The sequence below is a fragment of the Aminobacter sp. DSM 101952 genome (assembly GCF_001424795.1).
Lineage (GTDB): Bacteria > Pseudomonadota > Alphaproteobacteria > Rhizobiales > Rhizobiaceae > Aminobacter > Aminobacter aganoensis.
This window is the reverse complement of the sequence record NZ_LMCL01000023.1, coordinates 316,483-342,294: the sequence shown is the minus strand read 5'-3', so window position 1 is coordinate 342,294 and position 25,812 is coordinate 316,483. Positions and strand designations below refer to the sequence as shown.

General features: G+C 63.4%; 28 protein-coding genes and 1 tRNA gene. 16 read left to right on the top strand and 13 right to left on the bottom strand.

All coding sequences use genetic code 11. The annotated features are described in order from the left end of the window. Nucleotides 1-15 precede the first annotated feature (15 nt). Nucleotides 16-945 (top strand): alpha/beta hydrolase, encoded by a 930-nt coding sequence (locus ASC75_RS15715; RefSeq protein ID WP_055977296.1) that lies wholly within the window; start codon nucleotides 16-18, stop codon nucleotides 943-945. Between the two features lie 29 nt (nucleotides 946-974). Here ASC75_RS15715 and ASC75_RS15710 read toward each other — a convergent pair whose 3' ends face one another. Further along, nucleotides 975-1,370 carry a rhodanese-like domain-containing protein gene (locus ASC75_RS15710; protein WP_055977294.1) on the bottom strand — a complete coding sequence of 132 codons (396 nt, stop codon included), beginning with the start codon at nucleotides 1,368-1,370 and terminating at the stop codon, nucleotides 975-977. 256 nt (nucleotides 1,371-1,626) lie between these two features. Between ASC75_RS15710 and ASC75_RS15705 the strand changes: the two genes are divergently transcribed. Next, a complete protein-coding gene (locus ASC75_RS15705; RefSeq protein ID WP_055977291.1) occupies nucleotides 1,627-3,492 on the top strand; it encodes a murein L,D-transpeptidase in 1,866 nt (621 codons plus the stop codon). Nucleotides 3,493-3,608: 116 nt separating this feature from the next. Here the strand turns inward: ASC75_RS15705 and ASC75_RS26090 are convergent, their stop codons facing one another. From ASC75_RS26090 to ASC75_RS15695, 3 genes are all read right to left on the bottom strand, one after another. Continuing rightward, nucleotides 3,609-3,755 (bottom strand): hypothetical protein, encoded by a 147-nt coding sequence (locus ASC75_RS26090; RefSeq protein ID WP_156381276.1) that lies wholly within the window; start codon nucleotides 3,753-3,755, stop codon nucleotides 3,609-3,611. Between the two features lie 276 nt (nucleotides 3,756-4,031). Beyond that, a tRNA-Val gene (locus ASC75_RS15700) sits at nucleotides 4,032-4,106 on the bottom strand. Between the two features lie 67 nt (nucleotides 4,107-4,173). After that, a complete protein-coding gene (locus ASC75_RS15695; RefSeq protein ID WP_055977720.1) occupies nucleotides 4,174-4,860 on the bottom strand; it encodes a phosphoglycolate phosphatase in 687 nt (228 codons plus the stop codon). 144 nt (nucleotides 4,861-5,004) lie between these two features. On the opposite strand from ASC75_RS15695, the gene rpiA reads away from it, so the two are divergent. From rpiA to ASC75_RS15675, 4 genes are all read left to right on the top strand, one after another. Next, nucleotides 5,005-5,703, top strand: a complete 699-nt coding sequence (rpiA, locus tag ASC75_RS15690; protein ID WP_055977288.1) for a ribose-5-phosphate isomerase RpiA — start codon at nucleotides 5,005-5,007, stop codon at nucleotides 5,701-5,703. Between the two features lie 18 nt (nucleotides 5,704-5,721). Continuing rightward, complete coding sequence (locus ASC75_RS15685; protein ID WP_055977285.1) at nucleotides 5,722-6,273, top strand: DUF2059 domain-containing protein; 552 nt, start codon at nucleotides 5,722-5,724, stop codon at nucleotides 6,271-6,273. Between the two features lie 190 nt (nucleotides 6,274-6,463). Beyond that, nucleotides 6,464-7,858 carry a glutathione-disulfide reductase gene (gor, locus tag ASC75_RS15680; protein WP_055977282.1) on the top strand — a complete coding sequence of 465 codons (1,395 nt, stop codon included), beginning with the start codon at nucleotides 6,464-6,466 and terminating at the stop codon, nucleotides 7,856-7,858. A gap of 152 nt (nucleotides 7,859-8,010) precedes the next feature. Beyond that, nucleotides 8,011-9,384 (top strand): 3-deoxy-7-phosphoheptulonate synthase class II, encoded by a 1,374-nt coding sequence (locus ASC75_RS15675; RefSeq protein ID WP_055977280.1) that lies wholly within the window; start codon nucleotides 8,011-8,013, stop codon nucleotides 9,382-9,384. 52 nt (nucleotides 9,385-9,436) lie between these two features. Here the strand turns inward: ASC75_RS15675 and ASC75_RS15670 are convergent, their stop codons facing one another. The 3 genes from ASC75_RS15670 to ASC75_RS15660 all read right to left on the bottom strand — a co-directional run bounded on the left by ASC75_RS15670 (nucleotide 9,437) and on the right by ASC75_RS15660 (nucleotide 11,696). Next, nucleotides 9,437-10,207 (bottom strand): RES family NAD+ phosphorylase, encoded by a 771-nt coding sequence (locus ASC75_RS15670; protein ID WP_055977277.1) that lies wholly within the window; start codon nucleotides 10,205-10,207, stop codon nucleotides 9,437-9,439. Then, nucleotides 10,167-10,547, bottom strand: a complete 381-nt coding sequence (locus ASC75_RS15665) for an MbcA/ParS/Xre antitoxin family protein (RefSeq protein ID WP_055977717.1) — start codon at nucleotides 10,545-10,547, stop codon at nucleotides 10,167-10,169. The genes ASC75_RS15670 and ASC75_RS15665 overlap by 41 nt, the downstream gene beginning before the upstream one ends. A gap of 78 nt (nucleotides 10,548-10,625) precedes the next feature. After that, nucleotides 10,626-11,696, bottom strand: coding sequence for a GGDEF domain-containing protein (locus ASC75_RS15660; RefSeq protein WP_055977275.1), 1,071 nt, complete (start codon nucleotides 11,694-11,696; stop codon nucleotides 10,626-10,628). 320 nt (nucleotides 11,697-12,016) lie between these two features. On the opposite strand from ASC75_RS15660, the gene ASC75_RS15655 reads away from it, so the two are divergent. From ASC75_RS15655 to ASC75_RS15640, 4 genes are all read left to right on the top strand, one after another. Further along, nucleotides 12,017-12,436, top strand: a complete 420-nt coding sequence (locus tag ASC75_RS15655) for a GFA family protein (RefSeq protein ID WP_055977713.1) — start codon at nucleotides 12,017-12,019, stop codon at nucleotides 12,434-12,436. Between the two features lie 103 nt (nucleotides 12,437-12,539). Further along, complete coding sequence (locus tag ASC75_RS15650; protein WP_055977272.1) at nucleotides 12,540-13,337, top strand: class III extradiol ring-cleavage dioxygenase; 798 nt, start codon at nucleotides 12,540-12,542, stop codon at nucleotides 13,335-13,337. A 50-nt stretch (nucleotides 13,338-13,387) separates the two neighbouring features. Further along, nucleotides 13,388-13,747, top strand: coding sequence for a diacylglycerol kinase (locus tag ASC75_RS15645; RefSeq protein ID WP_055977268.1), 360 nt, complete (start codon nucleotides 13,388-13,390; stop codon nucleotides 13,745-13,747). 40 nt (nucleotides 13,748-13,787) lie between these two features. Next, complete coding sequence (locus ASC75_RS15640; protein ID WP_055977265.1) at nucleotides 13,788-14,375, top strand: hemerythrin domain-containing protein; 588 nt, start codon at nucleotides 13,788-13,790, stop codon at nucleotides 14,373-14,375. A 2-nt stretch (nucleotides 14,376-14,377) separates the two neighbouring features. Here the strand turns inward: ASC75_RS15640 and ASC75_RS15635 are convergent, their stop codons facing one another. After that, nucleotides 14,378-14,959: a DedA family protein gene (locus ASC75_RS15635; protein WP_055977261.1), complete on the bottom strand. Its 582-nt coding sequence runs from the start codon at nucleotides 14,957-14,959 to the stop codon at nucleotides 14,378-14,380. Then, nucleotides 14,956-15,519, bottom strand: a complete 564-nt coding sequence (locus tag ASC75_RS15630) for a DUF1003 domain-containing protein (protein WP_055977710.1) — start codon at nucleotides 15,517-15,519, stop codon at nucleotides 14,956-14,958. Before ASC75_RS15630 ends, ASC75_RS15635 begins: the two co-directional genes overlap by 4 nt. A 99-nt stretch (nucleotides 15,520-15,618) precedes the next feature. On the opposite strand from ASC75_RS15630, the gene ASC75_RS15625 reads away from it, so the two are divergent. The 4 genes from ASC75_RS15625 to ASC75_RS15610 are packed head-to-tail and all read left to right on the top strand — an operon-like array spanning nucleotide 15,619 to nucleotide 19,785. Next, a complete protein-coding gene (locus tag ASC75_RS15625) occupies nucleotides 15,619-16,329 on the top strand; it encodes a DNA-3-methyladenine glycosylase I (protein ID WP_055977258.1) in 711 nt (236 codons plus the stop codon). A 53-nt stretch (nucleotides 16,330-16,382) separates the two neighbouring features. Then, complete coding sequence (locus tag ASC75_RS15620) at nucleotides 16,383-18,065, top strand: NAD+ synthase (protein WP_055977255.1); 1,683 nt, start codon at nucleotides 16,383-16,385, stop codon at nucleotides 18,063-18,065. A 55-nt stretch (nucleotides 18,066-18,120) separates the two neighbouring features. Further along, nucleotides 18,121-18,540, top strand: coding sequence for a GNAT family N-acetyltransferase (locus ASC75_RS15615; protein WP_055977251.1), 420 nt, complete (start codon nucleotides 18,121-18,123; stop codon nucleotides 18,538-18,540). Between the two features lie 9 nt (nucleotides 18,541-18,549). Beyond that, the gene (locus ASC75_RS15610; RefSeq protein ID WP_055977248.1) at nucleotides 18,550-19,785 is read left to right on the top strand and encodes an MFS transporter; all 1,236 of its coding nucleotides are present in this window, start codon (nucleotides 18,550-18,552) and stop codon (nucleotides 19,783-19,785) included. 10 nt (nucleotides 19,786-19,795) lie between these two features. Here ASC75_RS15610 and ASC75_RS15605 read toward each other — a convergent pair whose 3' ends face one another. From ASC75_RS15605 to ASC75_RS15595, 3 genes are read right to left on the bottom strand one after another with little or no spacing between them, the layout of a single operon-like run. Next, the gene (locus ASC75_RS15605) at nucleotides 19,796-20,416 is read right to left on the bottom strand and encodes an ATP-dependent Clp protease proteolytic subunit (protein WP_055977245.1); all 621 of its coding nucleotides are present in this window, start codon (nucleotides 20,414-20,416) and stop codon (nucleotides 19,796-19,798) included. A 35-nt stretch (nucleotides 20,417-20,451) separates the two neighbouring features. After that, nucleotides 20,452-20,835, bottom strand: coding sequence for an SRPBCC domain-containing protein (locus ASC75_RS15600; RefSeq protein WP_055977242.1), 384 nt, complete (start codon nucleotides 20,833-20,835; stop codon nucleotides 20,452-20,454). Further along, on the bottom strand, nucleotides 20,832-21,146 hold the full coding sequence (locus tag ASC75_RS15595) for a metalloregulator ArsR/SmtB family transcription factor (RefSeq protein ID WP_055977237.1): 315 nt from the start codon (nucleotides 21,144-21,146) through the stop codon (nucleotides 20,832-20,834). Before ASC75_RS15595 ends, ASC75_RS15600 begins: the two co-directional genes overlap by 4 nt. A gap of 342 nt (nucleotides 21,147-21,488) precedes the next feature. Between ASC75_RS15595 and ASC75_RS15590 the strand changes: the two genes are divergently transcribed. Continuing rightward, nucleotides 21,489-23,291, top strand: a complete 1,803-nt coding sequence (locus ASC75_RS15590; protein ID WP_055977231.1) for an ABC transporter ATP-binding protein — start codon at nucleotides 21,489-21,491, stop codon at nucleotides 23,289-23,291. A 160-nt stretch (nucleotides 23,292-23,451) separates the two neighbouring features. Beyond that, nucleotides 23,452-24,825 carry a glutamate--tRNA ligase gene (gene gltX / locus ASC75_RS15585; protein WP_055977228.1) on the top strand — a complete coding sequence of 458 codons (1,374 nt, stop codon included), beginning with the start codon at nucleotides 23,452-23,454 and terminating at the stop codon, nucleotides 24,823-24,825. Here gltX and ASC75_RS15580 read toward each other — a convergent pair. After that, nucleotides 24,743-25,783 carry a DUF2865 domain-containing protein gene (locus ASC75_RS15580; RefSeq protein WP_055977226.1) on the bottom strand — a complete coding sequence of 347 codons (1,041 nt, stop codon included), beginning with the start codon at nucleotides 25,781-25,783 and terminating at the stop codon, nucleotides 24,743-24,745. The genes gltX and ASC75_RS15580 overlap by 83 nt on opposite strands. Between the last annotated feature and the right edge of the window lie 29 nt (nucleotides 25,784-25,812).

Sequence of the window (25,812 nt, the reverse complement as noted above, 5' to 3'; positions counted from 1 at the left end):
GGATGGGCGCGCACTATGGCATCAATCGGGCTGAAGGTCATCCGGCGGCTGTTCGGGGCTGCCGAGGTTGTTTCGCCGCGGCTTGCCGGCCGCGCCGCATTCGAGCTTTTCCGGCGCACGCCAAGCGAAAAGTCGCTGTCGGAGGCTGAAAGGCGGGCCATTGGCCGGGCTGCCGACTTCATGGCCGAGGCACGCCATCACCGAATCAAGACACGGACGGGCTGCGTTGCCATGCATGAATTCCGTCCGTCCCAGGGAAGGCAGGCTGGAACCGTGCTTGTCATCCATGGCTGGCGGTCGCGCACCGAATACATGCGGGCGCTGATCGAAGGCTACTGCAGCGCCGGCTATCGCGTGGTATCGCTTGACCTGCCCGGCCATGGCGGCTCGCTCGGCCGCGCGCTCGACATGGCAATGGCGGTCGAGGCGGCCACGCTCGCCGGCCAATGGTTCGGGCCGTTCGAGGCGATCGTCGGTCATTCCTTCGGCGGCGCCGTCGCAGTCAACGCCGCGGCAGGAACCGTCAAGGGATTTGCGCCGCTTTCGGCCAACCGGCTGGTGCTCATCGCCGCGCCCGATTCGATGCCACGGCTGTTCGAAGATTTCGGCCGCTACGTCAATCTGGGCGCCCGGACGCAGCAGGCCATCGCGGGTCAGGTCGAACGCGTGACCGGAACGCCGATCCATCAATTCATCAGCTCGAGGCTGCTGATGCGCCTGGCCATTCCGACTCTGGTCATCCATGCTCCCGACGACAGGGAGGTGTCGGCCAAGGACGCGCGGGCGATGGCCGGAGCCGGGCGTCATGTCCGGCTGTTCTGGGCCGATGGCCTCGGCCATCGGCGCATCCTGTCAGACGCCCGCGTTGTCGAGGAGGGCGTCGGCTTTGTCAGGAACTCGCTGCTGCTCGAAGCCCTGGCAAAGTCGCGCGAGAGCGTTGCCTAGTCGCCCCGGCTGCTTGCCGATGGTGGCGATCAGCCCATTTTCTCGCCTGTTTCGGTCGGCAGGCCGGCGCTTCGCCAGGCCGTGAAGCCGCCCAGGATATGGCGCACGGGCTCCAGCCCCATCTCTTGCGCGGTCTTGGCCGCAAGTGCCGAACGCCAGCCGCCGGCGCAGAAGAACACGAAGCTCTTGCCGCTCGAGAAGAAGGGTTTGTGGTAGGGGCTCTCGGGGTCGATCCAGAATTCCAGCATGCCGCGCGGACAGCGCTGCGCGCCCGGTATCCGGCCTTCGCGCTGAACCTCGCGTGGGTCTCGGAGGTCGACGAACACGGTGTCCGGGTCGTCGAGCAGGGTCGCGGCTTCTTCGGGCGAGACCACTTCGACCACTGCGTTGGCCTCGTCGAGCAGTTCGCGATAACCCTTTTTCACCTTGACCCCGCGTCAACTTGTCTTGGAGTGCGAAGTTCTCGCATGAAGACGTGCCGCCTGTCATTGGCATCGGATTGTGCCAGCCCTCCGCCTGCCTCACGATGATGTGAAACTGTTCGGCAACAGCTGCCGGGAAATTTATGAAAGCTTAACGTTATCGGTATGAATCGATGGAGGAGCGCCTTACATCCGACATGGGGTGACAAGAATTCTTCCATCGGTGCGTAGAGCGATTCCGGCAGGGGATGGGTAATTTATGACGCTTTCTTTCCTGAAAAAGCCGCTCTTTCTTCCACTTGCCGCCTTGGCCGCCAGCCTCGCCATGGGTGCGCCGCAGGCCGGTGCGCAGAATTTCTTCGACATCCTGTTCGGTGGCAACAACCGGAACTACAGGCAGCCCCAGGGCGAGTTTCCGCCACCGCCGCGCAAGGCGCCGCCGAAGCGGGCAGCGCCGGCCAGGATCAGCGCGCCGTCCTATTATACCTACAAGACAGACCAGATGGTGCCGGTCGACTTCGCCAAGCTGGTGCCGACCACGCAATCGGTTTCGCTGGAGCCCTCGCTCGCCGGCACCGCGTTTCGTGAAGCGCTTGCCGGCCTGAGCGATTTCAACCTCGTCGCCGAAAAAGAGATTGCCAAGGCGCTGCTCGACTATTATTCGGCCAATCCCGAATTCATCTGGGTAACCGGCCAGGCAGCCAACAGCCGCGCCGAAGACGCGATCCGCAGCTTGAGCGATGCGGCAAACCACGGGCTGATGCCGGCGGACTATTCCGTTGCGGTGCCGCCAGCCGCCTTCGCTGCAGACGACAGCGCGGGCCGGTTGAAGGCGCTAATCCGTTTCGAAATGGCGATGTCGGCCCGCGTGCTGCGCTACGTCCATGACGCGCAGGGCGGCCGCATCGATCCAAACCGCATCTCCGGCTACTACGATTTCGCGGCCAAGCCGCTCGACATGGTCGGCGTGCTGAAGAGCCTGAGCCAGTCGCAGGACGCGCGCGCCCTGCTGGAGGGCTACCATCCGAAGAACCCGGAATACCAGGCGCTGCGCGTCGAACTGGAAGCGCTGCGGGCGAGCGAGGAAAACGACATCGTCGTCGATGCCAAGCTGCTGCTCAAGCCGGGCGAGACCAGCCCGGAACTGCCCAAGCTGCTGCACCTGATCGCGCGCGACCTCGACGACGAGATGGGCGGCGATTACGGCGAGACGCTTGCCAGGCTGGGCACGAGCGAGACCTACGTGCCTGAACTGGTGCCGGTGATCGAGGCGGTGCAGAAGCGGGCAGGGTTGAAGCCCGACGGCGTGGTCGGACCACGCACAGTGGCGACGCTCGCAGGCACGTCCAAGGCGGATCGCCTGGACAAGGTATTGGTGGCGCTGGAGCAGTTGCGCTGGCTGCCTTCCGACCTCGGCAGCCCGCGCGTCTTCATCAACCAGCCGGCCTATACCGCAAGCTACATCGACGGCGGCACAGAGAAGCTCAAGATGCGGACGGTGATCGGCAAGACCACCAACCAGACCAGTTTCTTCCAGGATGAGATCGAGCAGGTCGACTACAATCCCTATTGGGGCGTGCCGCAGTCGATCATCGTCAACGAGATGCTGCCGCGCCTGCGCAACGACCCGAGCTATCTCGACCGTGCCGGCTACGAGGTCACCGATTCGCGCGGCAAGCGCATTCCGTCGTCGTCGATCGACTGGGGCCAGTATGGCGCCAAGGTGCCGTTCAGCGTGCGCCAGGCACCGAGCGAGGCGAATGCGCTGGGCGAACTCAAGATCCTGTTCCCCAACAAGCACGCCATCTACATGCACGACACGCCACAGAAGGCGCTGTTCGACCGCGACAACCGCGCCTTCAGCCACGGCTGCATCCGGCTTTCGGATCCGCGCGGCATGGCGGCCGCCGTGCTCGGCACCGATGTCGACCATATCGCAGCCAAGCTGAAGCAGGGCCATTCTTTCGAGAAGGTGACGCGCAAGATCCCGGTCTATGTCGCCTATTTCACGGCTTGGCCGACGCTCGACGGCAAGGTTGAATATTTCGGCGACGTCTACGACCGCGACGCCAGGCTCAAGGACGCGATGACCCGCACCGACGCGGTGAGGGCGCCGAGCATTTAGCTACGGCTGAGGCCTGGACATCTGAAGTTGGCGCGCCCAGCAGCAGGTGTTCGAAACGCTCAGCACCATCCGGGAGGATGTGGCTACCCTCAAGGCCAAGACGTCCGACCGATAGGTCAGAGCAAGTACCCAAGCATCTCTTTCACGAAGGCAATGAGCACCGGCGTTGCAATAGCGGCAACGATGTCGATGCCCGGCCGACGGCGCATCGAGCGACGTTCGACGACCTTCTTCGAATGACGGTGTCTCTTCGACTTGGGCATACAGCTCTCCATTTGGAAACGAACTGAAAGGCCGAAGTCAAAGAAAGGATCATCCCATTTTGCCGGTAGGTCAAGGCTGGGAGGGGCAGATCCAGATCCAGTATGTGGACAGCGAATGTGGACAACTTGGCAAGGTGGCCCGCCTATGACGGCGTCACTATCTCAGATGAACAGATTTCCCGGATTTTCCCCGATAGAAACTGCCGAATTCTGCCTGTGTTCGCCGAGTGATGCCGAATAGGTCTTGTAGGCCGTTCGCGGCGCGAACCAGGGGAATGGTGGGCGATATAGGGATTGAACCTATGACCCCACCCGTGTGAAGGGTGTGCTCTCCCGCTGAGCTAATCGCCCGTCCGAGGCCCGAGGGCCGAACGTCCGGGCGATATAGTGGAGGGGCGGGAGTGGTGTCAAGGCGGCTTTAGCGACTTGCCGCGTCTATCAGCTTCTGAGCCATGCCAAGCGTCAGTTCGTCATAGTGCGAGATGACGACCGAAGGCTCGTATTCGCTGACGTGACGGTCGGTATAGCCGAAATCGACGGCAACGACCGGGATGCCGGCTGCCTTGGCGGTGTCGATGTCGGTGACCGAATCGCCGACCATGACAGCGCGCGTCACGTCGCCGCCTGCCTTGGCGATGGTTTCGGTCAGGTGGCGGGGGTCCGGTTTGCGGATGCCGAAGGTTTCGGGCCCGGTGATTGCCGCGAACCTCTCCGACAGGCCGAGCGACCGAATGAGGCCCGTTGCGAGGGTCTCATACTTGTTGGTGCAGACCGCGAGCAGGTAGCCGGCAGAAGCAAAGCGATCCATGGCGGCAATGACGCCGGGATAGGGCTGCGAGCGGCCCGGAATGTTGAGCGTGTAGTGATCGAGGAAGATATCGTGCAGGCGGTCGTGCTCGAGGGCGGCGAGCTGCTGCTTGCGCTGGGCGGTGTAGGCGCGCTCGATCATCACGCGCCCGCCCTGGCCGACGAAGCGGCGGAAGGCGGTGTCGTCGACCTGGGACAGGCCGCCGGCAACGAGCGTATGGTTCAGGCTGTCGAGCAGGTCGGGCGCCGTGTCGACGAGCGTGCCGTCGAGGTCGAAAACAATGATCGGTTTGGACATGGCGCCGCTTTCATGGGTTTCTTCGTTGCCAGAGCCGATAGCCCCGGGCCCGGCATGACGCAAGCCACGGGTCATAAAGCCTTTGACCCAACGGGCAAAAATGCTAGGAGCCAAGCCTGAATTCGAGGATTTTGCGAACAAATCATGGATGCCAAGGCTTTGAAGATCGAGGCGGCACGCGCCGCCTTGGGCTATGTCGAGAGCGGAATGCGCCTCGGCATCGGTACGGGTTCGACGGCCGAGGAGTTCGTCAGACTGCTCGCCGAAAAGGTTGCAGCCGGCATGAAGGTGATTGGCGTGCCGACATCCGAGCGCACTGCTGCCCTTTGCCGCGAATTGTCTGTGCCGCTGTCGACGCTCGACGAAACGCCTGAGCTCGACCTCACCATCGACGGCGCCGACGAGATCGACCCGGCTCTTTCGCTGGTCAAGGGCGGTGGCGGCGCGCTGCTGCGCGAAAAGATCGTGGCGGCCGCCTCGGCGCGCATGGTGGTCATCGCCGACCAGACCAAGCTGGTCGAGGCGCTTGGGCGCTTCCCGCTGCCGATCGAGGTCAATCCGTTCGGCCTCAAGGCCACCGAAATCGCCATCGCCAAGGCGGCGGCAAAACTCGGCCTTTCCGGCCCGCTGGTGCTGCGAAAGACAGGCGGGAAGACCTTCGTAACCGACGGTGGACATTTCATTATCGATGCATCTTTTGGCCGCATTCCCGATACAAGAGCGCTTTCTGATGCCCTGCACGCCATCCCCGGCGTCGTGGAGCATGGCCTCTTTCTCGGCCTGGCCACCGTTGCCGTCATCGCCGGCACAGACGGTGTCAAGACCGTCCATCCGACCCGCTAAACAGGAGTTCTATTCATCATGATTTTGACAAACCGGCTTCGCGGCTTCTCCGTCATGGTGGCGGCTTCGGCATTTGCGGCGATCGCGTTCTCGGCACAGGCCCAGGAGATCGGCGAATCCCATCTCAAGGCGGCTCATGCCGCGATTTCGGCGATCCACGCCACGGACTCCTTCGATTCGATCCTGCCGCAGGCGGCCGCAGCGCTGAAGCAGCAGCTGATCCAGCAGAACCCGGACATGCAGGAACTGATCACCCAGACGGTGGACGAGAACACGCTGGCGCTGGCGTCGCGCCGCGCCGACCTCGAAAAGGAATCGGCGCTTGCCTATGCCAAGGCCTTCTCCGAGCAGAACCTCAACGACATCGCCACCTTCTACAATTCCGAGGCCGGCAAGAAGCTGATCGAGAGCGGTCCGATCGCCTCGCGCGAATTGGTCAAGGCCGCCGAGATCTGGCAGAACGGCATTGCCCGCGATCTCGCCGAACAGGTTGGCGAAAAGCTCAAGGCCGTTGCCGGCACCAAGGCTCCGGCAGCCGAAGGCGCGGCGCCGGAAACGCCGAAGCCGTAATCTTCCGCGACCAACGGTCACGATCCAGAAGCCCGGCAGTCGCCGGGCTTTTCTTTTGGTGCCGCTGCCACTACCTGTGACGCACCCAATCGCGGCGACCGGCCGGCAATCGGAAACGGTTGCTGCGACCGGAATGCGCTGCTTCAAACGACATCGGAGCGGCTGCGCTCCGACCGCTGGAAGGACCACCATGGCTCAGTACGACTACGACCTCTTCGTCATCGGTGGCGGCTCCGGCGGGGTGCGTGCAGCACGGGTTGCGGCGGCACTTGGAAAACGTGTCGCGCTGGCCGAGGAGTTCCGCTTCGGCGGTACCTGCGTCATCCGCGGCTGCGTGCCCAAGAAGCTCTATGTCTATGCCTCGCAGTTTCCCGAGCATTTCGAGGATGCCGCAGGTTATGGCTGGACAGTGGGCGAAGCAAAGTTCGATTGGGCAACGCTTGTCGCCAACAAGGAGCGTGAGATTTCTCGGCTCGAGGCGATCTACAAGCGCAATGTCGAAGGCTCCGGCGGCGAGACGATCCATTCGCGCGCCGTGCTCGTCGACAGCCATACCATCAGGATTGAGGCGGAAAATCGTACCGTTACCGCCGATCAGATTCTGATTGCCACGGGCGGACGGGCGGCCGCGCATCCGGCGCTTCCCGGTCATGAGCACTGCATCTATTCGAACGAGGTTTTCGATCTTGCAGAATTGCCCAAGGCGATCCTGATCGAGGGCGGCGGCTACATCGCCGTTGAATTCGCCAACATCTTCCACGGCCTCGGCGTCGAGACGACGCTGGTCTATCGCGGCAAGGAAATCCTCAGCCGCTTCGACATGGACCTGCGGCGCACGTTGCACGACACGATGGTTGCCAAGGGCATTCGCATCCTGTGCCCGGCGGTCTCGGAAGAGGTGGTCAAGCGGGCCGACGGGCGTCTCGACGCGCGTCTCAACACCGGCGAGGTGCTGACCGTCGATCAGGTCATGCTGGCCATCGGCCGCACGCCCAACACCGAAAACCTCGGCCTTGAAGCCGCGGGCGTCGTCATGGACAGGCAGGGCGCCATCGTCGTCGACCGTTTCTCGCGCACCAACGTGCAGAACGTCTGGGCTGTCGGCGACGTCACCAATCGCGTCCAGCTTACGCCTGTCGCGATCCACGAGGCGATGTGCTTCATCGAGACGGCGTTCAAGAACAACCCGACCGAGCCTGATCACGATTGCGTGGCAACGGCGGTGTTTTCGCAGCCCGAGATCGGCACCGTCGGTCTCTCCGAGGACGAGGCGGCCAAGCGGTTCAAGCACCTCGAAATCTACCGCACCAGCTTCCGGCCGATGCGCCATACGCTGTCTGGCAGGCAGGAAAAGATGCTGATGAAGCTGGTCGTCGATGGCGACACGCGCCTTGTGCTGGGCGCCCACGTGCTGGGCCCCGATGCCGGCGAGATGGCGCAGCTGCTCGGCATCACGCTGAAGGCGGGTCTCACCAAGGACAATTTCGACCGCACCATGGCTGTGCATCCGACCGCGGCGGAAGAACTTGTGACCATGTACAAGCCTACCTATCTCGTGAAGGAGGGTGTTCGCATCGACGGTTGATTGTACGTTCAGGCGACGTGCAATCCTGGGTTCGGGCGTACACCTAATACGGGGTAGTATAGCGGCTCCTCATCGTGTAAGGAGCCGCGTTCCCGTATTGGCGGGTCATAGCGCGGGTGAGGTGCCCGCTGGCAAAACTTTTAGGTGCGAACATGACGAAATGGTCACCGAATTCCTGGAGAAGCATGCCGATCCAGCAGGTCCCGGCTTATCCGGATGCTGCGGCGCTCACGGAAACGGAAGCTCGTCTCGCCACCTTTCCCCCCTTGGTTTTTGCGGGTGAAGCGCGAAAACTGAAGAAGCAGCTCGCCGCCGTCGCCAATGGCGAAGCCTTCCTGCTCCAGGGCGGCGATTGCGCCGAGAGCTTCGCCGAACATGGCGCGGACAACATCCGCGACTTTTTCCGCGTCTTCCTGCAGATGTCGGTCGTGCTGACCTTCGCCGGCGCGCAGCCGGTGGTGAAGGTCGGCCGCATTGCCGGCCAGTTCGCCAAGCCGCGCTCGTCCGACAACGAGACCAAGGGCGACGTCACGCTGCCGAGCTATCGCGGCGACATCATCAACGGCCCGGCATTCGACGAAAAGTCGCGTGTGCCCGATCCGGCGCGCCAGGAAATGGCCTACCGTCAGTCGGCGGCGACGCTGAACCTGCTGCGCGCTTTCGCGCAGGGCGGCTATGCCAGCCTCGAGAATGTTCAGCGCTGGATGCTCGGCTTCGTGTCGAACAGCCCGCAGGGCGAGCGTTACGAGGCCCTGGCCAATCGCATCACCGAGACGATGGACTTCATGCGTGCCGTCGGCATCACGTCGGAGACCAACTACGCGCTGCGCGAGACCGACTTCTACACCAGCCATGAGGCGCTGCTGCTCGGTTACGAGCAGGCGCTGACCCGCGTCGATTCGACCTCGGGCGACTGGTACGCGACGTCGGGCCACATGATCTGGATCGGTGACCGCACGCGCCAGGTCGATCACGCCCACGTCGAATACTGCCGTGGCGTGAAGAACCCGCTCGGGCTCAAGTGCGGCCCGTCGATCGCGCCCGACAACCTGCTCAAGCTGATCGACGTGCTGAACCCGGAGAACGAGGCTGGCCGCCTGACCCTGATCGCGCGCTTCGGCCACGACAAGGTCGGCGACCACCTGCCGAAGCTGATCCGCGCCGTCGAGAAGGAAGGCCGCAAGGTCGTCTGGTCATGCGATCCGATGCATGGCAACACGATCACCGCCGCCGGCTACAAGACGCGTCCGTTCGACCGCATCCTGAGCGAAGTGCAGAGCTTCTTCGACATCCACCGCTCCGAGGGTACTCACCCGGGCGGCATTCATGTCGAGATGACCGGCAACAACGTGACCGAATGCACAGGTGGCGCCCGCGCCATCACCGCCGAAGAGCTGCAGGATCGCTACCACACGCATTGCGATCCGCGCCTCAATGCCGACCAGGCGATCGAACTCGCCTTCCTGGTGTCGGAACTGCTCAGGAAGAGCGCGCCGGCCGCCGAGAAGAAGGCAGTCAACGCCTGATCCGCAGTAGGCAAGTTCAAGTCAAAGGCGCCGGTTTCGACCGGCGCCTTTTTCATGTCCTGATCCAGCGCATGTCTTGAAGGCGAGGATCGCCGGCAAAGCTGGTGCGGTCGAAGCCGATGCGGATCTCGGGGAATTCGCAGATGGCCTGGACCCCGGAAGGGCCAAGGCGGATACGCCAGGTCTGCCGCTCGACGGGCGCAGGCTTGGCAAAGACCGTGCAGGATAGAAGCGCCAGGTTGGCACCGCCCCGGGGATCGCGCACCGAGCGATAGCGGATCGCCTGCAAATTGGCCTCGCGCGCGTCGTCGGTCACCTGCTGGCAGGCAGCGTAGTCGGTCGGATGCATCCAGCTTGCAGCATCCTCCGACAATGGCGGCGCGGTCAGGTCGATGGCGCGGGTCGTCTTGAAGGCAGCGGCGAAGGCCGTGTATTCGGCCGCGTCGCTGGGCCAGGGCGTGTCGGGAGATTCGGAAAAGAACAGCAGCCGGTAGAAAGCCATCTCGGCGACGGCGGTCTGCACTTTCTCGGCGGCGTAGTAGACGCCAAGCGATTTGCCGGCGCGGCGGAAGCGCGAACCGGTTGGATAGTTCGAGCCGTAGCGGAACGGCGTCGCCAGCAGATAGTGCAGCTTGCGGCATTCGACCGGCACGACCGGCTTGGTTGCCTCGACCAATTCCTCCAGCAATGCCTGCTCGTCGAGGTCGTCGACGAGCTTCAGGGTGGACACGCGATGCTGGGCCTCGACCAGCCGCCAGCAACGGCCTTCGAGCGCACGCGCCTCAGACGAGAGCGCGGCGGGCGTCCAGGTAGGCAATGACATCGACGAGCCCGGAAATGGTGACGATCTTCTCGATTGGCGTGGCGCCGAGCGCTGTGTTGTCGTTGCGCAGCCAGGACCGGGCGACCGACTCGTCGCCGCCGACTATGGCGTCGAGCGAGCGGAACAGGCGGACGAACAACACGGCGAGCTCGAATGGCTTGCTGCCGGCTTCCAGGGCGAATTCCTGCTTGCGCATCCTGGATACCGTGGCTTCGGAGACGCCGATGACGGAGGCGAGGGCCTTGGCGGTGATGCCGAGCATGTCGGCGGCGCGCAGGGTCGCCTTGGTGATGACGGTGCCCTGGCTGGCTGCTGGTGTTGGATCGAGGTGGTTCCGCATCGGTCTTTCCATTTCTATGGAAAATATAGTCCATACAAATTCATATGGAAAGAGGTTCTGCCGAAACGCCGTCGCCGATCAGTCCTTCTTGTAGAGCATCCAGTTCTTGCCCTGGCGCTCCGCAATCGTCGAATAGCGGGTGACGCGATTGCGGCCGATGAGCTTGGAACGGTAAAGCGCGCGGTCCGCCTTGGCGTAGAGGTCTTCGGGGCTTTCGGCGTCGGATGCCATGCAGACGCCCATTGAAACCGTCACCTGGCCGTAGTTCACGCCGGGCTGGATATCCTTGAGTTGTGTCTGCGCAACCAGCAGGCGAACCCGATCGGCGATCTCGAAGGTGGCTTCCTCGGTGGTGCCTTCGACGATCAGCGCAAACTCCTCGCCGCCGGTGCGGGCGACGAACATGTCGCGATGGACGCTCGACTGGAAGATGTCAGCGATGATCCGCAGGATTTTGTCGCCGACGGGATGGCCGTGCCGGTCATTGATGTCCTTGAACCGGTCGATGTCGGCCAAGATCAGGGCGCTGAACAGGATTCCCTTGTTGTCGTTGTAGATCCTGGCGATCCTTCGGTCGAAGGCGCGCCGATTCCAGATGTGGGTCAGCGGGTCGGTGTCGGCGAGCTTCTTGTACTCTTCGAGCTTCGACTTAACGCTTTCGAGTTCGCTCGACTTATCGCCGAGCGTGCTCGCCACCTGCTTGCCGTGATCGATGGTCGAGGCAGTGGCCACCGCCATGACGCCGACGATCTTCTGCAGCAGTTCCTGTGACATTGCCGTGCGGCTGTTCAGGCCGCTCGACGTTTCGTCGAGCACCTTGCCGTAGCGCTCCAGATGGCTGCGCTCGTTGCGCAGCAGGCTGGCAACGCCCTCGAGTTCGCGTGCCAGGATCTCGCGTGCCTGTTCGACGATGCCCTGGCCGTGGTTCACGGCAAAGAACTTCTGGCCGACAAGGTCCAGCTGGTCCTGGGTCGGGCGATTGCCGAGCGCGATGACTTCGAGGCTGAGCGCCGGGTTGGTGCCGGTCAGCGCCTCATAGAAGATCTCGTAGTTGCGCGGCAGTCCGATGACTCCCATCTGGGCCATCGTCGCCACGACAGTGCTCGCAATATCATTGCCTCGGTCTGTCGGGGCGGCTGCAGAATGCATGTATGTCCCGTTTCAGTTGGCCAAACGATCGCTTCCATGCCGGCAAAATTCTGGCGGGCGACCGGTCGGGAGCGAGCGGCGAGATGAGAGTGCTTTGCAACGACGCAGGTCCCCTCTGCGCTCATCACTTGTATCGACGTCTAATTTAGGCTGGCTAAGGTTTCCTTAATTTGCAGCGATGTCGCGTTCATTTTTCTACCACAGGGTGTATTTTCCTGGGCCCTGACGTCGCCGAGGCTCCGGCAGCGTGCCGGATGTGGCAAACTCTTGCGCATCGCATCTCGCGCAGGCTCAGTCTGGGCGTGGCCATGGAGGAAAAAATGGACGAGTCGAACAAAGGGTCGTGCCTGTGCGGGGCCGTACGGCTCACTGTAACCGGACCGCTGCGCGGCGTAGTTTATTGCCATTGCACGCAATGCCGGAAGCAGAGCGGGCATTTTTATGCAGCGACCAGCGTTGCCGATGGCGAACTGGAGATCGAGGGCAGCGAGCATATCACCTGGTATGCGGCCTCGGATTTTGCACGTCGTGGCTTTTGCAGCCGGTGTGGCTCGCTGCTGTTCTGGAAGGCGCACAGCGAGCCGGACATCTCGATCATGGCGGGCTTGTTCGACGATCCTGACGCGCTTGCCGGTTCCTGCCACATCTTCGTCGGCCAGAAGCCCGGCCACTACGAGATCAATGACGGCCTGCCGCAATATGAGCGGTCGTCTCCGGGTGTCGCAGTGGCGGAAGACTGAACGACAGACGCGAAGCGTTCACGTTCGGTGAACGCTTCGTCGCTTGGCACCGGTCTGCTCGAAACGACCCGCAGGGCGTATATTCAGGGCAAGGAGAAAGAAAATGACTTCGTTGCCCACACTTTTCATCTCGCATGGCGGTCCCGACATCGTTTTGGCCGACACGCCGGCGCGCCATTACCTCGAAACGGTCTCGGAGTTGATGCCGAAACCGAAGGCGATCGTCGTCGTTTCCGCCCATTTCGAGACCGACGGTGTGGCGGTGGTGACCGATCCCAAGCCTGGCATGATCTATGACTTCGGCGGCTTTGCCCCGGAACTCTACAAGATGGTTTACCCAGCCCCGGGCGAACCGGCGCTCGCGACGAAAGTTTTCGGCATGCTCGAGGCAGCCGGGCTCAATCCTCACACCTATGAGAAGCGCGGCTATGACCACGGCACCTGGACGCCGATGAAGCTTGCCTTCCCGGATGCCAACATACCGATCGTGCAGGTATCGATCGATCCGAACCGCGACGCAGCGTGGCACTATTCCATCGGCAAGGCGCTGGCGCCGTTGCGCGACGAGGGCGTCCTTTTGATCGGTTCGGGTCACGTCACCCACAATCTGCGCGCCTATTTCTCGACGTTGAGGCACGGCGCGGAGGCTGACCCGGTTCTGGCCGGCAAGGTGTACGCCTTCACCGAATGGTTCGCCGGCAAGCTGGTTTCGGGTGACACCGATGCGATCCTCCACTGGAAGGACGAGGCACCGTATCCGTCGGAGAACCACCCGACCGACGAGCATCTGATGCCGATCTTCTTTGCCTATGGGGCGGCAGGCGAGGGTGCAAAAGGGCGCCGCGTGCACGATTCGGTCGACCACGGCTTCTTTGCCAACGATTCCTATCTGTTCGACTGATCGCCGAGCAGCTAAATGATGCCCCTTCGATTGAGCTGAAAGGGCATTTCATGGATCGGCTGGTCAAGGCTTTCCAGAATTCGGTGCGGGCGTTCTCGCGGTTGATCCGCACCGAAGCGGCGTTCCAGCAGGAGATCATGCTGCTGGTCGCTGCACTCCCGATCGGCTGGTTCCTGGCCGAGACCTGGAGCGGCTATGCGCTGCTGATCGGCTCGATCCTCTTCCTCGTCACCGTCGAAGTTCTCAACACCGGCATCGAGGCGGCATGCGATGCTGTGAGCCGTGAGTTCAACATCGACATCCAACTCGCCAAGGACTGCGGCTCGCTTGCCGTGCTGATCTCGATCGTGATCGTGCTCGGCGTCTGGGGCTTCGCCATCGCCGAGCGCCTCCTCGGCCTTTCGATCTGACGGAGCCGTACCTACATGTCGGTCACCAAAGGAGACCGACATGGCTGATCAAGCCGATATCCACCATCTCGAATCCAGGGCAGGCCTGCCCGAGGATCTGCGCTGGCTGGTCGACAAATACCCGCGCGAGGACTGGTTCGACCATGACAACGTTCATGGCATGGCGTCGATGTGGCTGCAGCGGCATGACATGTTCCGCGAACTGGGCGCCATGCTCACCACGGGCATCGGCGACTATCGCGAGGGCCGCATGGATGCGCAGCAGTTCGCCCGCTGGTTTGCGCCGCGCCTCAACCACTTCCTCGGCAATCTCGACGGGCACCACAATGTCGAGGACCACCACTACTTTCCTGTCTTCGCCAACGCCGAAACGCGGCTAAGGCCAGGATTCGAGATCCTCGATGCCGACCATCACCTGATCCATGAGGCGCTGGAACGCAATGCCGAGACGGCAAGCGCCTTTCTCCGTGCGCTCAAGGAAAGCGAAGACAGCCAGCGCTTCGCCGCCGACGCCTATGCCGACGAGAACGCGCGGCTGGTGGCGATGCTGACCAGGCATCTCGACGACGAGGAAGACCTGATCATCCCGCTGATCCTGGATCGCGGCGACCGCGAACTCATCGGCTGAAGCTACTCGCGCGGCTCTTTCTTCACGACATGACGGGCGAGAAGCCAGCCTGCGACGGCCACCACCACGCCGATGCCGAGCCCGATCAGCAGGCGCTGATGTCCTTTCAGCGCGTCGCCGACAATGTGCTCGGCACCGAGGCCGAAAACGTAGCCAAGACTGACGAACAGCGCCGCCCAGGCCAGCGCGGACAATGCATTCAACGCAAGGAAGGCGACAACGGGAATGCGCGAAAGCCCGGCGGCGATGCCGCCCGCCAGGCGCATGCCGTAGATATAGCGGTTGGCCAGAACGAACAGATACGGATGCGACTGCACCATCCGGTAAGCGTGGCTGAATCCCGGCCGGCGCCGCAGCAAGCGCACCCATTTGTGGTTCGAAAACCGGCGGCCCAGCACGAAGAACAGCGTGTCGCCGAGAAAGGCGCCGGACGCCGCCGTGGCAAAGGCCTGCCAGGGTGCAAACACCTGCTGATGGGCAAAGAAACCGCCGAGGATAGCCACGCTTTCGCCTTCGGCCATGCAGCCGACGAACACCGCCAAAAGCCCGAAGCGCTCGACGAGGCTGTGGATCGTGTCGATCATTGGGCCGGAGACTGCCCGGCGGCGGGAGGGGCGATGCGGCCGACCTGCTCGGCGAGCTCGCGGAGCTGTTGGCGCAGCAGGATGATCTCCTGGAAGCGGATTTCGTCGAGCTTCTCGTGTAGTGCCATGATCTCGATCTCGGCCTTGAGGTTCACCGCATAGTCATGTGCGGCATCGATGCGGTCGCGCTCGGCCTGCCGGTTCTGCGACATCATGATGATCGGCGCCTGCACTGCCGCGAGCATCGACAAGATGAGGTTGAGGAAGATGAATGGATAGGGATCGAAAGATTCGCGGCCAAGCATCCAGGCGTTGAGCCCGGTCCATGCTACGAGGAAAGCCAGGAAGGTGAGGATGAAGCTCCAGGAGCCGCCGATACGGGCTATCGCATCGGCAAGGCGGTCGCCGGTGCCTTCCTGTCGTTCCACGCTTTCGTTGACGTTGCGCGAGACTGCCTTCCTGTCGATCGCGCTTTGCAGCACCTTGTGCTCGACCTCGCTCAGGTTCTCGGATTTCCGGGCCAGCCAGCGGCCTGCAAGGTCAGCTACGGTCTTGTTCATGTTCCGCTCCGCACTGGTGAAGGCGCTGCTTGGCAGCGGCAAATCCATATAAGAAGATATTCGCGTGCGGCGCCAGAATGCGGGCGAGGAGGGACCAGGATGGATTTTGCGAAGATCAGGGCGCGGGCTGCCGACCGCAAGGGCGGCGAGGCGGTGCTGAAGTCGCTGCTCGGACCGGTGTCCGGTAATGCAGCACTTGCCAAGGTCAGCGACGACCGCATCCTCTCCACCATGGCCGAGCGGGTCTTTGCGGCCGGTTTTGTCTGGCGGGTCATCGAGCAGAAGTGGCCGGGCTTCGAGGAAGCCTTTCTGGGGTTCGAGCCGAAGCGGCTGTTGTTCCAGCCCGACGATTTCTGGCACGACCTGGCATCGGACAAGCGCATCGTGCGCAATCCGCAGAAAATCCGGTCGGTGCGCGACAATGCCGCCTTCGTCGAGCACGTATCGAAGGAGCATGGCGGCTTCGGCAAATTCTTGGCCGACTGGCCGGCCGACGACCAGGTCGGGCTCACCGCCTATCTCGGCAAGCACGGCAGCCGCCTTGGTGGCAACACCGGGCAGTACCTGCTGCGCTGGCTCGGCTGGGACACCTTCATCCTGTCGCAGGACATGATCCTGGCGTTGCGCGATGCCGGGCTCGACATCGGCGAAGCGGCCACGTCGAAGAAGGACCTCGCCAAGGTGCAGGCACAGATCAACGAATGGGCGGTGGCGACCGGGCTGCCGCGAGCGCATATCTCGCGCATCCTGTCGATGTCGATCGGCGTCAACCACCCGGCCGACGAACTCCGCGCCTACATGGGCGAATGATGGTCCAATCGATCGCCATTGCCCCCCACAAAGACGCAGGCTAAACCGCTGGCATGACGAAAAAATCCATCCCCGATATCCTCCGTGTTGCTGTCGCCCAGTTGAACCCGACTGTCGGCGACATCCAGGGCAATCTTGCCAAGGCGCGTGAGGCAAGGGCGGATGCGGCACGCCAGGGTGCCGACCTCGTGCTGTTCACCGAACTGTTCCTGGCCGGCTATCCGCCGGAAGATCTCGTGCTCAAGCCGGCCTTCCTGGCAGCGTGCGAGCGGGCAGCAGAGGATTTTGCCAAGGACACCGCCGACAACGGCCCCGGCGTCATCATCGGGGTGCCGCTCAAGCGCAAGAGCGGCGTGCACAATGCGATCATCGTCGCCGATGGCGGCAAGGTCATTGCCGAACGCTTCAAGGTCGACCTGCCCAACTACGGCGAATTCGACGAGAAGCGCGTCTTCCAGGCCGGTCCCGACATGCCCGGGCCGGTCAATTTCCGCGGCGTGCGCCTCGGCATCCCGATCTGCGAGGATATCTGGGGCGAACTCGGCGTCTGCGAGACACTGGCCGAGAGCGGTGCCGAAATCCTGCTGGTTCCGAACGGCTCGCCCTACTATCGCGCCAAGATGGATGTGCGCCACCAGGTGGCGATCCGCCAGGTGATCGAGAGCGGCCTGCCGCTGCTCTATGCCAACCAGCTTGGCGGGCAGGACGAGCTGGTGTTCGACGGCGCCTCGTTTGCGATCAATGCCGACCATTCGCTGGCGTTCCAGATGAGCCAGTTCGAGGAAACGGTGGCGATGACGCTGTGGCGGCGCGGCGACGAAGGCTGGGCCTGCGTCGAGGGGCCGATGTCGAAGATACCCGAGCGGGAAGAGGCCGATTATCGCGCCTGCATGCTGGGCCTGCGCGATTACGTCAACAAGAATGGCTTCAAGAACGTCGTGCTCGGCCTGTCGGGCGGCATCGATTCGGCGATCTGCGCGGCGCTCGCCGTCGATGCGCTGGGCGAGGAGCGGCTGCGGGCGATCATGATGCCTTACCGCTACACCTCGTCCGACTCGCTGAAAGATGCCGAGGACTGCGCCCGCGCGCTCGGCTGCCGCTATGACATCGTGCCGATCCACGAGCCTGTCGATGGGTTTTCGCATGCGTTGACGCAGCTGTTCGAAGGCACCAAGGAAGGCATCACCGAGGAAAACCTGCAGTCGCGCGCCCGCGGCACGATCCTGATGGCCGTGTCCAACAAGTTCGGCTCGATGGTGGTGACGACGGGCAACAAGAGCGAGATGTCGGTCGGTTATGCCACGCTCTACGGCGACATGAATGGCGGCTTCAATCCGATCAAGGACCTCTACAAGATGCAGGTCTATGCGCTGTCGCGCTGGCGCAATACCCAGGTACCGCCCGGCGCACTCGGCCCCTCGGGCGAGGTGATCCCCAAGAACATCATCGACAAGGCGCCTTCCGCCGAACTGCGTCCCAACCAGACCGACCAGGATTCGTTGCCGCCATATCCTGATCTCGACGACATCCTGGAGTGCCTGGTCGAGAACGAGATGGGGGTCGACGAGATCGTGGCGCGCGGCCATGACCGCGACACCGTCCACCGCATCGAGCACCTGCTTTACATCGCCGAATACAAGCGGCGGCAGGCGGCGCCGGGCGTGAAGATCACCAAGAAAAACTTTGGCCGCGACCGGCGCTACCCGATTACAAATCGATTCAGGGATCGCGGATAAAAGCCTGAAATCAATAGCATATCATGCGGCGGGTTTCCGCCGGAAGGAATGACCCATGGCTGTGGTCGAGATCAGCTTTGACCTGTCGCGCATCGATTTCGGCAAGACGTCGGAAGTCATCAAGGCGAGCTATTGGGGCGCGGAGCGAAGCGACGAGATCAACCGGCGCGCCTTCGACAACTCACTCTGCGTGGGCGCCTATCTCGACCGGCGGCAGGTCGGTTTCGCCAGGGTGGTCACCGACAATGCCTGCTTCGCCTATGTCTGCGATGTGATCGTCTGGCCCGAACATCGTGGCCTCGGAATCGGCACGGGCCTCGTGCAGGCGCTGCTCGACCATCCGGACCTTGCCAGCGTGACCGGCTGGAGCCTGCGCACCAGCGACGCGCATGGCCTCTACAACAAGTTTGGCTTCGAGGTTTCGAACGACGGCATGTACATGCGCCTGGCGCGGCAGCCAGCCGCTCACGCATAGACCGGGCCGGTGTCTTACATCGCCTTCGTCCGAGACAATCCGCGCTGGCTTGCCGGCGGGTTCCTGCTCACCTTCTTCTCGACCTTCGGCATGACATCGTTCGTCGCTTTGTCGGCCGGCGACATCCGCCGCGACTATGGTCTGTCGCATGGCGAGTTCGGCACGATCTACATGTTTGCGACACTGGCCAGCGCCTTGAGCCTGCCGTATCTCGGCCAGATCGTCGACCGCCGCAGCGTGCGCAACGTGGCGCTGTTCATCGTGCCGATGCTGGCGCTGGCAAGCGCCTCGATGGCGCTGTCGCAGCACCTCGCGCTGTTATTCGTGACGATCTATCTGCTGCGCCTGTTCGGCCAGGGCATGATGGTGCATGCCGCCTACACAGCGACCGCGCGCTGGTTTTCGGCGCAAAGGGGGCGCGCGCTTTCGACCGTCATCCTCGGCCACAATGCCGGCGACGGCATCCTGCCGATGGCATTCGTGCTGATCTCCGCCGCGGTCGGCTGGCGCAACAGCTGGCTGCTGTCGGCAGCCGTGCTGGCGTTTGTCGCGGTGCCGGCAATTGCCGTTCTGGTGGCCAGGGACCGGAAGCCGCGCCCGTCGGACCCTGCGGCTCGCCGGGTCGATGCGCGCGACTGGACGCGGGCCGAGGTCGTCCGCGATCCGATCTTCTATGTCTTGCTGCTAGGCGTGATGGCGCCGGGCCTGATCGTGACGACCCTGTTTTTCCACCAGGTCTATCTGGTGGAGTTGCGAGGCTGGTCGCTCGAGGTCTTCGCCTCGTCCTACCTGGTGACCGCGCTGGTCAATGCCGCCTTCACGCTGGTGGTCGGCCAACTCATCGACCGCTTTTCCGGCTTGTCGCTGCTGCCTTTCGTGTTGCTGCCGCTGGGGCTCGCCTGCCTGTTGCTGGGCCTCGTCGACGCGCAGTGGAGTGCCTTCGGCTTCATGGCGCTGCTCGGCGTCTCGAACGGTTTGTCGACGATGCTGTTCGGCGCCGTCTGGCCCGAAGTCTACGGCTTGAAGCACCTTGGCTCGATCAGGGCACTGATCGTGGCCGCCGGGGTACTCGCCTCTGCAATCGGACCGGGCCTGACCGGGTTCCTGATCGATGGCGGCGTGAGTTATCCCGGCCAGATTTTGGCAATGGGCTTCTACTGCTTTGCCGTTTCATTCATCCTGCTGCTGGCGTCGCGCCGGGTACGAGCGCGGAGCCATGTCGAGGCTGCGCCTGTCGCAGCCTGAGCGAGGCCGGTCACTTTCCGGAAATGCCTTCGACGGTTTCGCGCCGGTCGTAGACGTGGTCGACGATGCCCCAGTTCCTGGCTTCCTCCGCCGTGAAGAAGAAGTCGCGGTCGAGAACGCGTGAAACCTCCTCTTCGGTTCGTCCACAGTGCTCGGCATAGAGGCGCGTCATGCGGCGCTTGAGCTTGAGGATGTCCTCGGCATGGCGCTCGATGTCGGAAGCCTGGCCGCGGAAGCCGCCGGAGGGCTGGTGCAGGATCACGCTGGCATTGGGCAGGGCAATGCGCCGGCCAGGCTCGCCGGCCATCAGCAGGAACGAGCCCATCGAGCCCGCCGTGCCCATGCACAGGGTCGAGACAGGGCAGCGGATGAACTGCATGGTGTCGTAGATGGCGAAGCCGCTGGTCACCACGCCGCCGGGCGAGTTGATGTAGAACGAGATTTCGCGATTGGGGTTTTCCGACTCGAGGAACAGCAGCTGCGCGCAGATCAGCGACGCCGAATTGTCGTCGACCTCGCCGTTGAGGAAGACGATCCGCTCGCGCAGCAGCCGCGAGAAGATGTCGAAGGAGCGTTCGCCGCGGGGCGACTGTTCGACGACCATGGGGACGAGTTGCATCGTGTCGCGCATGCGCGAGTTCCTTCCATCGTTGGGAGTGGTTTGGGTTAGGCGGCGCGCGCCATGATCGGCGGGCTGTTCGAGTTGGCCGCGCCACCGATCCGTCGGCCGCTTTCGGCGCTGTGGGTCAGGCGGAACCATGTGCCGCCGCCCGGCTGCGCTTCGAGGTCGAAGGTCACGAAACTCTCCGGCTCGCTCGCCGAGGCGTCGTTCCAGGCATAGCGAACACGTGAAAAGGGCAGGGCCTCGACGATCCGGTAGGCAGGTCCGCTCGTATCTGCGGACACCTCGTCCGCTGCGGGCACGTCGAGCCAGGCCGAGATCAGTTCAGGCACGGTCAGCGCACGCCAGACCTTCTCCGGGTCTGCCTCAAGTTCGCATTCGACGACGATCGCCTCGCTCCGGTCGTCGGTTTCGGCCATGTCCGTCATTGGTCCATCTCCTTGAGCAAGGTCTTCAGTCGCTCGACGCGGTCCGGCCAGAAGGCACGATAGCGGGCCAGCCAGTCGAACAGCGGCTTCAGCCCGTCGGGGTTGACGCTGTAGTTGGTGTGCCGGCCGGCCCGTTCTTCACTGATCAGCCCGGCGCCGCGCAGCACCGCGATATGCTGCGAGACGGCGGGCTGCGAGATTTCGAGGCCTTCGCGCAGTTCGGTCGCGTTCTTCCCGCCGGACAGCAGCCTGTCGAACACGGCACGTCGCGTCGGGTCGGAAAGGGCGCGGAATACGTCAGATTCGTTCATGGATTTCAGATAAGCATACACTTATCTATTGCGCAAGCGGTACTCGTCGGCATGCTTGTTCTGGCACAATTGGCTTCGGTCCAGACCGGGACTTGGCGAAGCAAAGTTGCTCGGTTATAAGCAACTCCTTCGCGGCCACTAACAGGGAGGTCTGAATGCCAGAATATGACATGTCCTCCCGAGGTTCGAACCGAGGCCATTGACCTCGCGAACCGCCTTCGGTGTCTTTTGTTCCCGACGCCGCCGTACCGCGACTTCCTGATTCCATAAGAATTATTCGTCGCGCCCTTGAACATCTTTTTTCTCTGAGGATGGCGTCGGTTTCGACGCCTCGATGACATCATGGCTCGTTTTCGTATCGACCTGCGCGGCGGCGCCTTCCGCAGCGTTCTGGGATTCACTTTCAGGCACTGGAAGCACCAGCCGGTGCGGCTCGTCGTCATTTCGGCGGCCGTTCTCGTCTCGACCATGGCCGACGTGATGACGCCGCTCTACTCGGGTCGGCTGATCGACGCCGTCGCCAGTGGCGCTGCGACCGATGAGGTGGCGTGGAACGCTGCCCTGGCGGCGTTCTTCACGCTGCTGGCGCTGGCGACCGGTTCGCTGGTGTTCCGTCACATCGCGTTTGCCGGCATCATCGAGCTGACGCTCAAGATGATGTCCGACATTGCCCAAGACGCGTTCCATCGCGTCCAGCGCTTTTCGACCGACTGGCATGCCAACAGCTTCGCCGGTTCGACGGTGCGCAAGGTGACGCGCGGCATGTGGGCGCTCGACCTGCTCAACGACACGCTGCTGGTGGCGCTGTTGCCGTCGATCGTGATGCTGGTGGGCTCGACACTCCTGCTGGGCTGGCACTGGCCGATGATGGGCCTGATCATTGCAGCGGGCTCGCTCATCTTCATCGCGCAGACGGTGGTGATGTCGCTCGGCTTCGTCGCGCCGGCGGCAAGCCTTGCCAACCGCTGGGACACGCGGCTGGGTGGTTCGCTCGCCGATGCCGTCAGCTGCAACTCCGTGGTCAAGGCGTTCGGCGCCGAAGAGCGTGAGGAAGGCCGGCTTGCCAAGGTGATCGCCAAGTGGCGCCACCGCACGGCGAGAACCTGGATGCGCGGGACGATCAACGGCACGTCGCAGAACGTCACCCTGGTTCTGCTGCGCGCCGCGATCATCGGCTTTGCGTTGACGCTCTGGGCGGGCGGACAGGCGAGCGCGGGCGATATCGCCTTCGTGCTGACGTCGTTCTTCCTGCTGCAGGGCTATCTGCGCGATGTTGGCATGCACATCCGCAACCTGCAGCGCTCGGTCAACGACATGGAGGAACTGGTCGACATCCAGGGCCAGCCGCTCGGCGTCGCCGACCGGCCGGGCGCCAAGCCGATCCAGATCCGCGATGGCGGCATCGAGTTCGACAATGTGACCTTCCACTATGGCACTCACGCGTTGCCGCTCTACCGGGATTTCTCCGTGTCGATCAGGCCGGGCGAGCGTGTCGGCCTTGTCGGTCACTCGGGTTCGGGCAAGACGACATTCGTCAAGCTAATCCAGCGGCTGTACGACGTCGGCGGCGGCCGGATCACCATCGATGGGCAGGATATCGCCAGGACGACGCAGTCGTCGCTGCGTTCGCAGGTGGCGATCGTCCAGCAGGAGCCGATCCTGTTCCACCGGTCGCTTGCCGAGAACATCGCCTATGCCCGCCCGGGCGCGACGCAGGCCGAGATCGAACACGCGGCGAAACTCGCCAGCGCGCATGATTTCATCCAGCGCCTGCCCAAGGGCTACGGCACGCTTGTCGGTGAACGCGGCGTCAAGCTGTCGGGCGGCGAACGCCAGCGCGTGGCCATCGCGCGGGCATTCCTGGCCGATGCGCCGATCCTGATCCTCGACGAGGCGACTTCCAGCCTCGATTCGGAATCGGAGGTGCTGATCCAGGAGGCCATGGAGCGGTTGATGGTCGGACGCACGACACTGGTCATCGCGCACCGGCTGTCGACGGTGCGGGCGCTCGACCGGCTGCTCGTCTTCGATCGGGGCGAGATCGTCGAAGAGGGCCGGCACGAGGCACTGGTCCGCCTCGACGGCGGTATTTACCGCCGGCTGTTCGAGCGCCAGGCACTGGAGCTTACGAAAGGTCTGGTCTGATCTTGAAAGGGCCGCGAGTGATCGCGGCCCTTACTTCGTCTCATAGGCGGAAGTAGTCCTATTGGTCGGCTTCCATTTGAAGCAAGCTTGCATTATTTCTGGAAAGGAGGTGCGGGGGCGCCGTCTTGTCAACGCAAAAGCCTTCCGCTACGCCCCGATCATGACAGTTACAGTTCGCTTCGCACCTTCACCCACCGGACGCATCCACATCGGCAATGCGCGCACGGCCCTGTTCAACTGGCTGTTTGCGCTCAAGCACAAGGGGCGTTTCGTCCAGCGCTTCGACGACACCGATGTCGAGCGCTCGCGCCAGGAATTCGCCGATTCGATCCTCTACGACCTGCACTGGCTCGGCATCTTCCCCGACCAGACCGAATACCAGTCGCGCCGCTTTGCCAGCTATGACGCGGCCGTCGACAGGCTCAAGGCGGCCGGTGTGCTCTATCCCTGCTACGAAACGACGGAAGAGCTCGACTTGCGCCGCAAGGTGCGCCGTACCCGCGGCCTGCCGCCGGTCTACGGGCGCGAGGCGCTGAAGCTCACCGATGCCGAACGCGCGTCCTACGAACATGACGGGCGCAAGCCGCACTGGCGCTTCCTGCTGCCCAATTTCACGTCGGACCCGTTCGAGACCGAGCGCACCGAAATCCACTGGAACGATGTCGTGCGTGGGGAGGAGACCGTCGATCTGGCCTCCCTGTCCGATCCGGTTCTTGTGCGCGAGGACGGAACCTATCTCTACACGCTGCCGTCGGTGGTCGACGACATCGAGATGGGGATCACCCACGTCATCCGCGGCGACGATCACGTCACCAACACCGGCGTCCAGATTGCGATCTTCCGCGCGCTCGGTGCCGAACCGCCGGCATTCGGCCACCACAACCTGCTGACCACGGCGTCGGGCGAGGGGCTGTCCAAGCGCACCGGTGCGCTGTCGATCGAAAGCCTGCGCGACAGCGGCATCGAGCCGTTGTCGGTCGCTTCGCTTGCCGTGCTTGTCGGGACATCGGAGAATGTCAGGGCGGTGCCGAGCCTTGCCGAACTGGCCGAGAAATTCGATCCGGCGGCGACTTCGAAGTCGGCGTCGAAATTCGATCCCGACGAGCTCATCGTGCTCAATCGCTCGCTCCTGCACCACACGTCCTTCGACGAAGTGCGTGACCGCCTGATGGTGCTCGGCGTCAGTGGCCCGCATGCGGAGGCGTTCTGGATGGCCGTGCGCGGCAATCTCGACCGGCTTTCGGACGCGGTTTCGTGGTGGAAGATCCTGCGCGAGGGGCCGCAGGCGGCGACCGAGATCGCCGACGAGGATCGCGAGTTCCTCGGCCAGGCCTTCGATCTTCTGCCCGACGAGCCATGGGACGGCAATGTCTGGAAGGACTGGACGGCCAAGGTGAAAAAGGCGACCGGCCGCAAGGGCAAGGCGCTGTTCATGCCGCTGCGGCTCGCCCTTACCGGGCTGGAGTCGGGCCCGGAGCTCGCAGATCTGTTGCCGCTCGTGGGTCGGGAAGGAACGCTGGCCCGACGGCCCTGACCTTTCGGTCCGGGTCGGGTGCTGCCTTGGGGACGACCGGCATCGGCGCCTCGTCCTCCTGGGCCGGGCTGGCTGCCTCGCGCACGGCACGTCCTTCGCCGCCGACAATGGAAAAATTGCTGTTCTGGCTGATGTTGCAGCCGCAGGCCGGCACGCGTGGCAAATCCACCCGCTTGTAGCGGTAGGCGGTCGGCAGGTTGCCGTAGGGTTGGCCGGAGCGGGCGGAAACCATGCTTTCCTGCGGCTGACCGCCATTGAGGTGATAGAACAGCTCGATGTCCGTGCCTGGGCAACTCGCTGCGCAGTTCTTCTCGTCGCGCTGGAAATCCGAGACGTCGGCAGCATTCGACATCGGAAAGAAATAGCCGTCGCAGGTCCGCACGCAGAGCGTGCGGTATTCGCCCGTTCCCTGTTGCTGGTCGCGGCCGATCACGATGCGCTGCGGGTAGCGCTCGTCGGCATCGAGGGTTTCGGAACTGCCGCCGCGAATGATCGTGACCCCGGCCTGGTTCTCGGCTGGCTCAGCGCTGAAGGACTCGTCGTCCTCTTCCTCAGGCTGATCGTAGCAACCAGCCCGTTCGAGTGCGTCGAGGATACGGATCCGTTCGGCGCGGGCATTCCGGTTGGGGCGCATCGCCGGCCTGCTTTCCAATTGGCCGAGATTGTCCTCCATCCTGGCGATCCGGGCATTGAGGTCGGCGCAGGCGGCAACCATGCCGGGCGCAATGGCCCGGCCGCAGCCGAGGTCGGCCGCCCTGATACGGGCCAGGTCGATCTGGTCGCGCTGGGTGTTTGCGGCAGCGGTGAATTCGTCCGGCTGGACGAAGCTGCCGCGTGGCTGTGCGGGCAAGCCGGCCAGTTCCGCCTCGAGTTGAAGGCATTGCGGCGAGGCGGCCAGGGCGGTTGATGCGACGTACACCGACAGGACGGCGGCCAGCGCATGCGCCGGCCACCTCATCGTCCTTGTCGTTGTGCCGCGCCCGAACA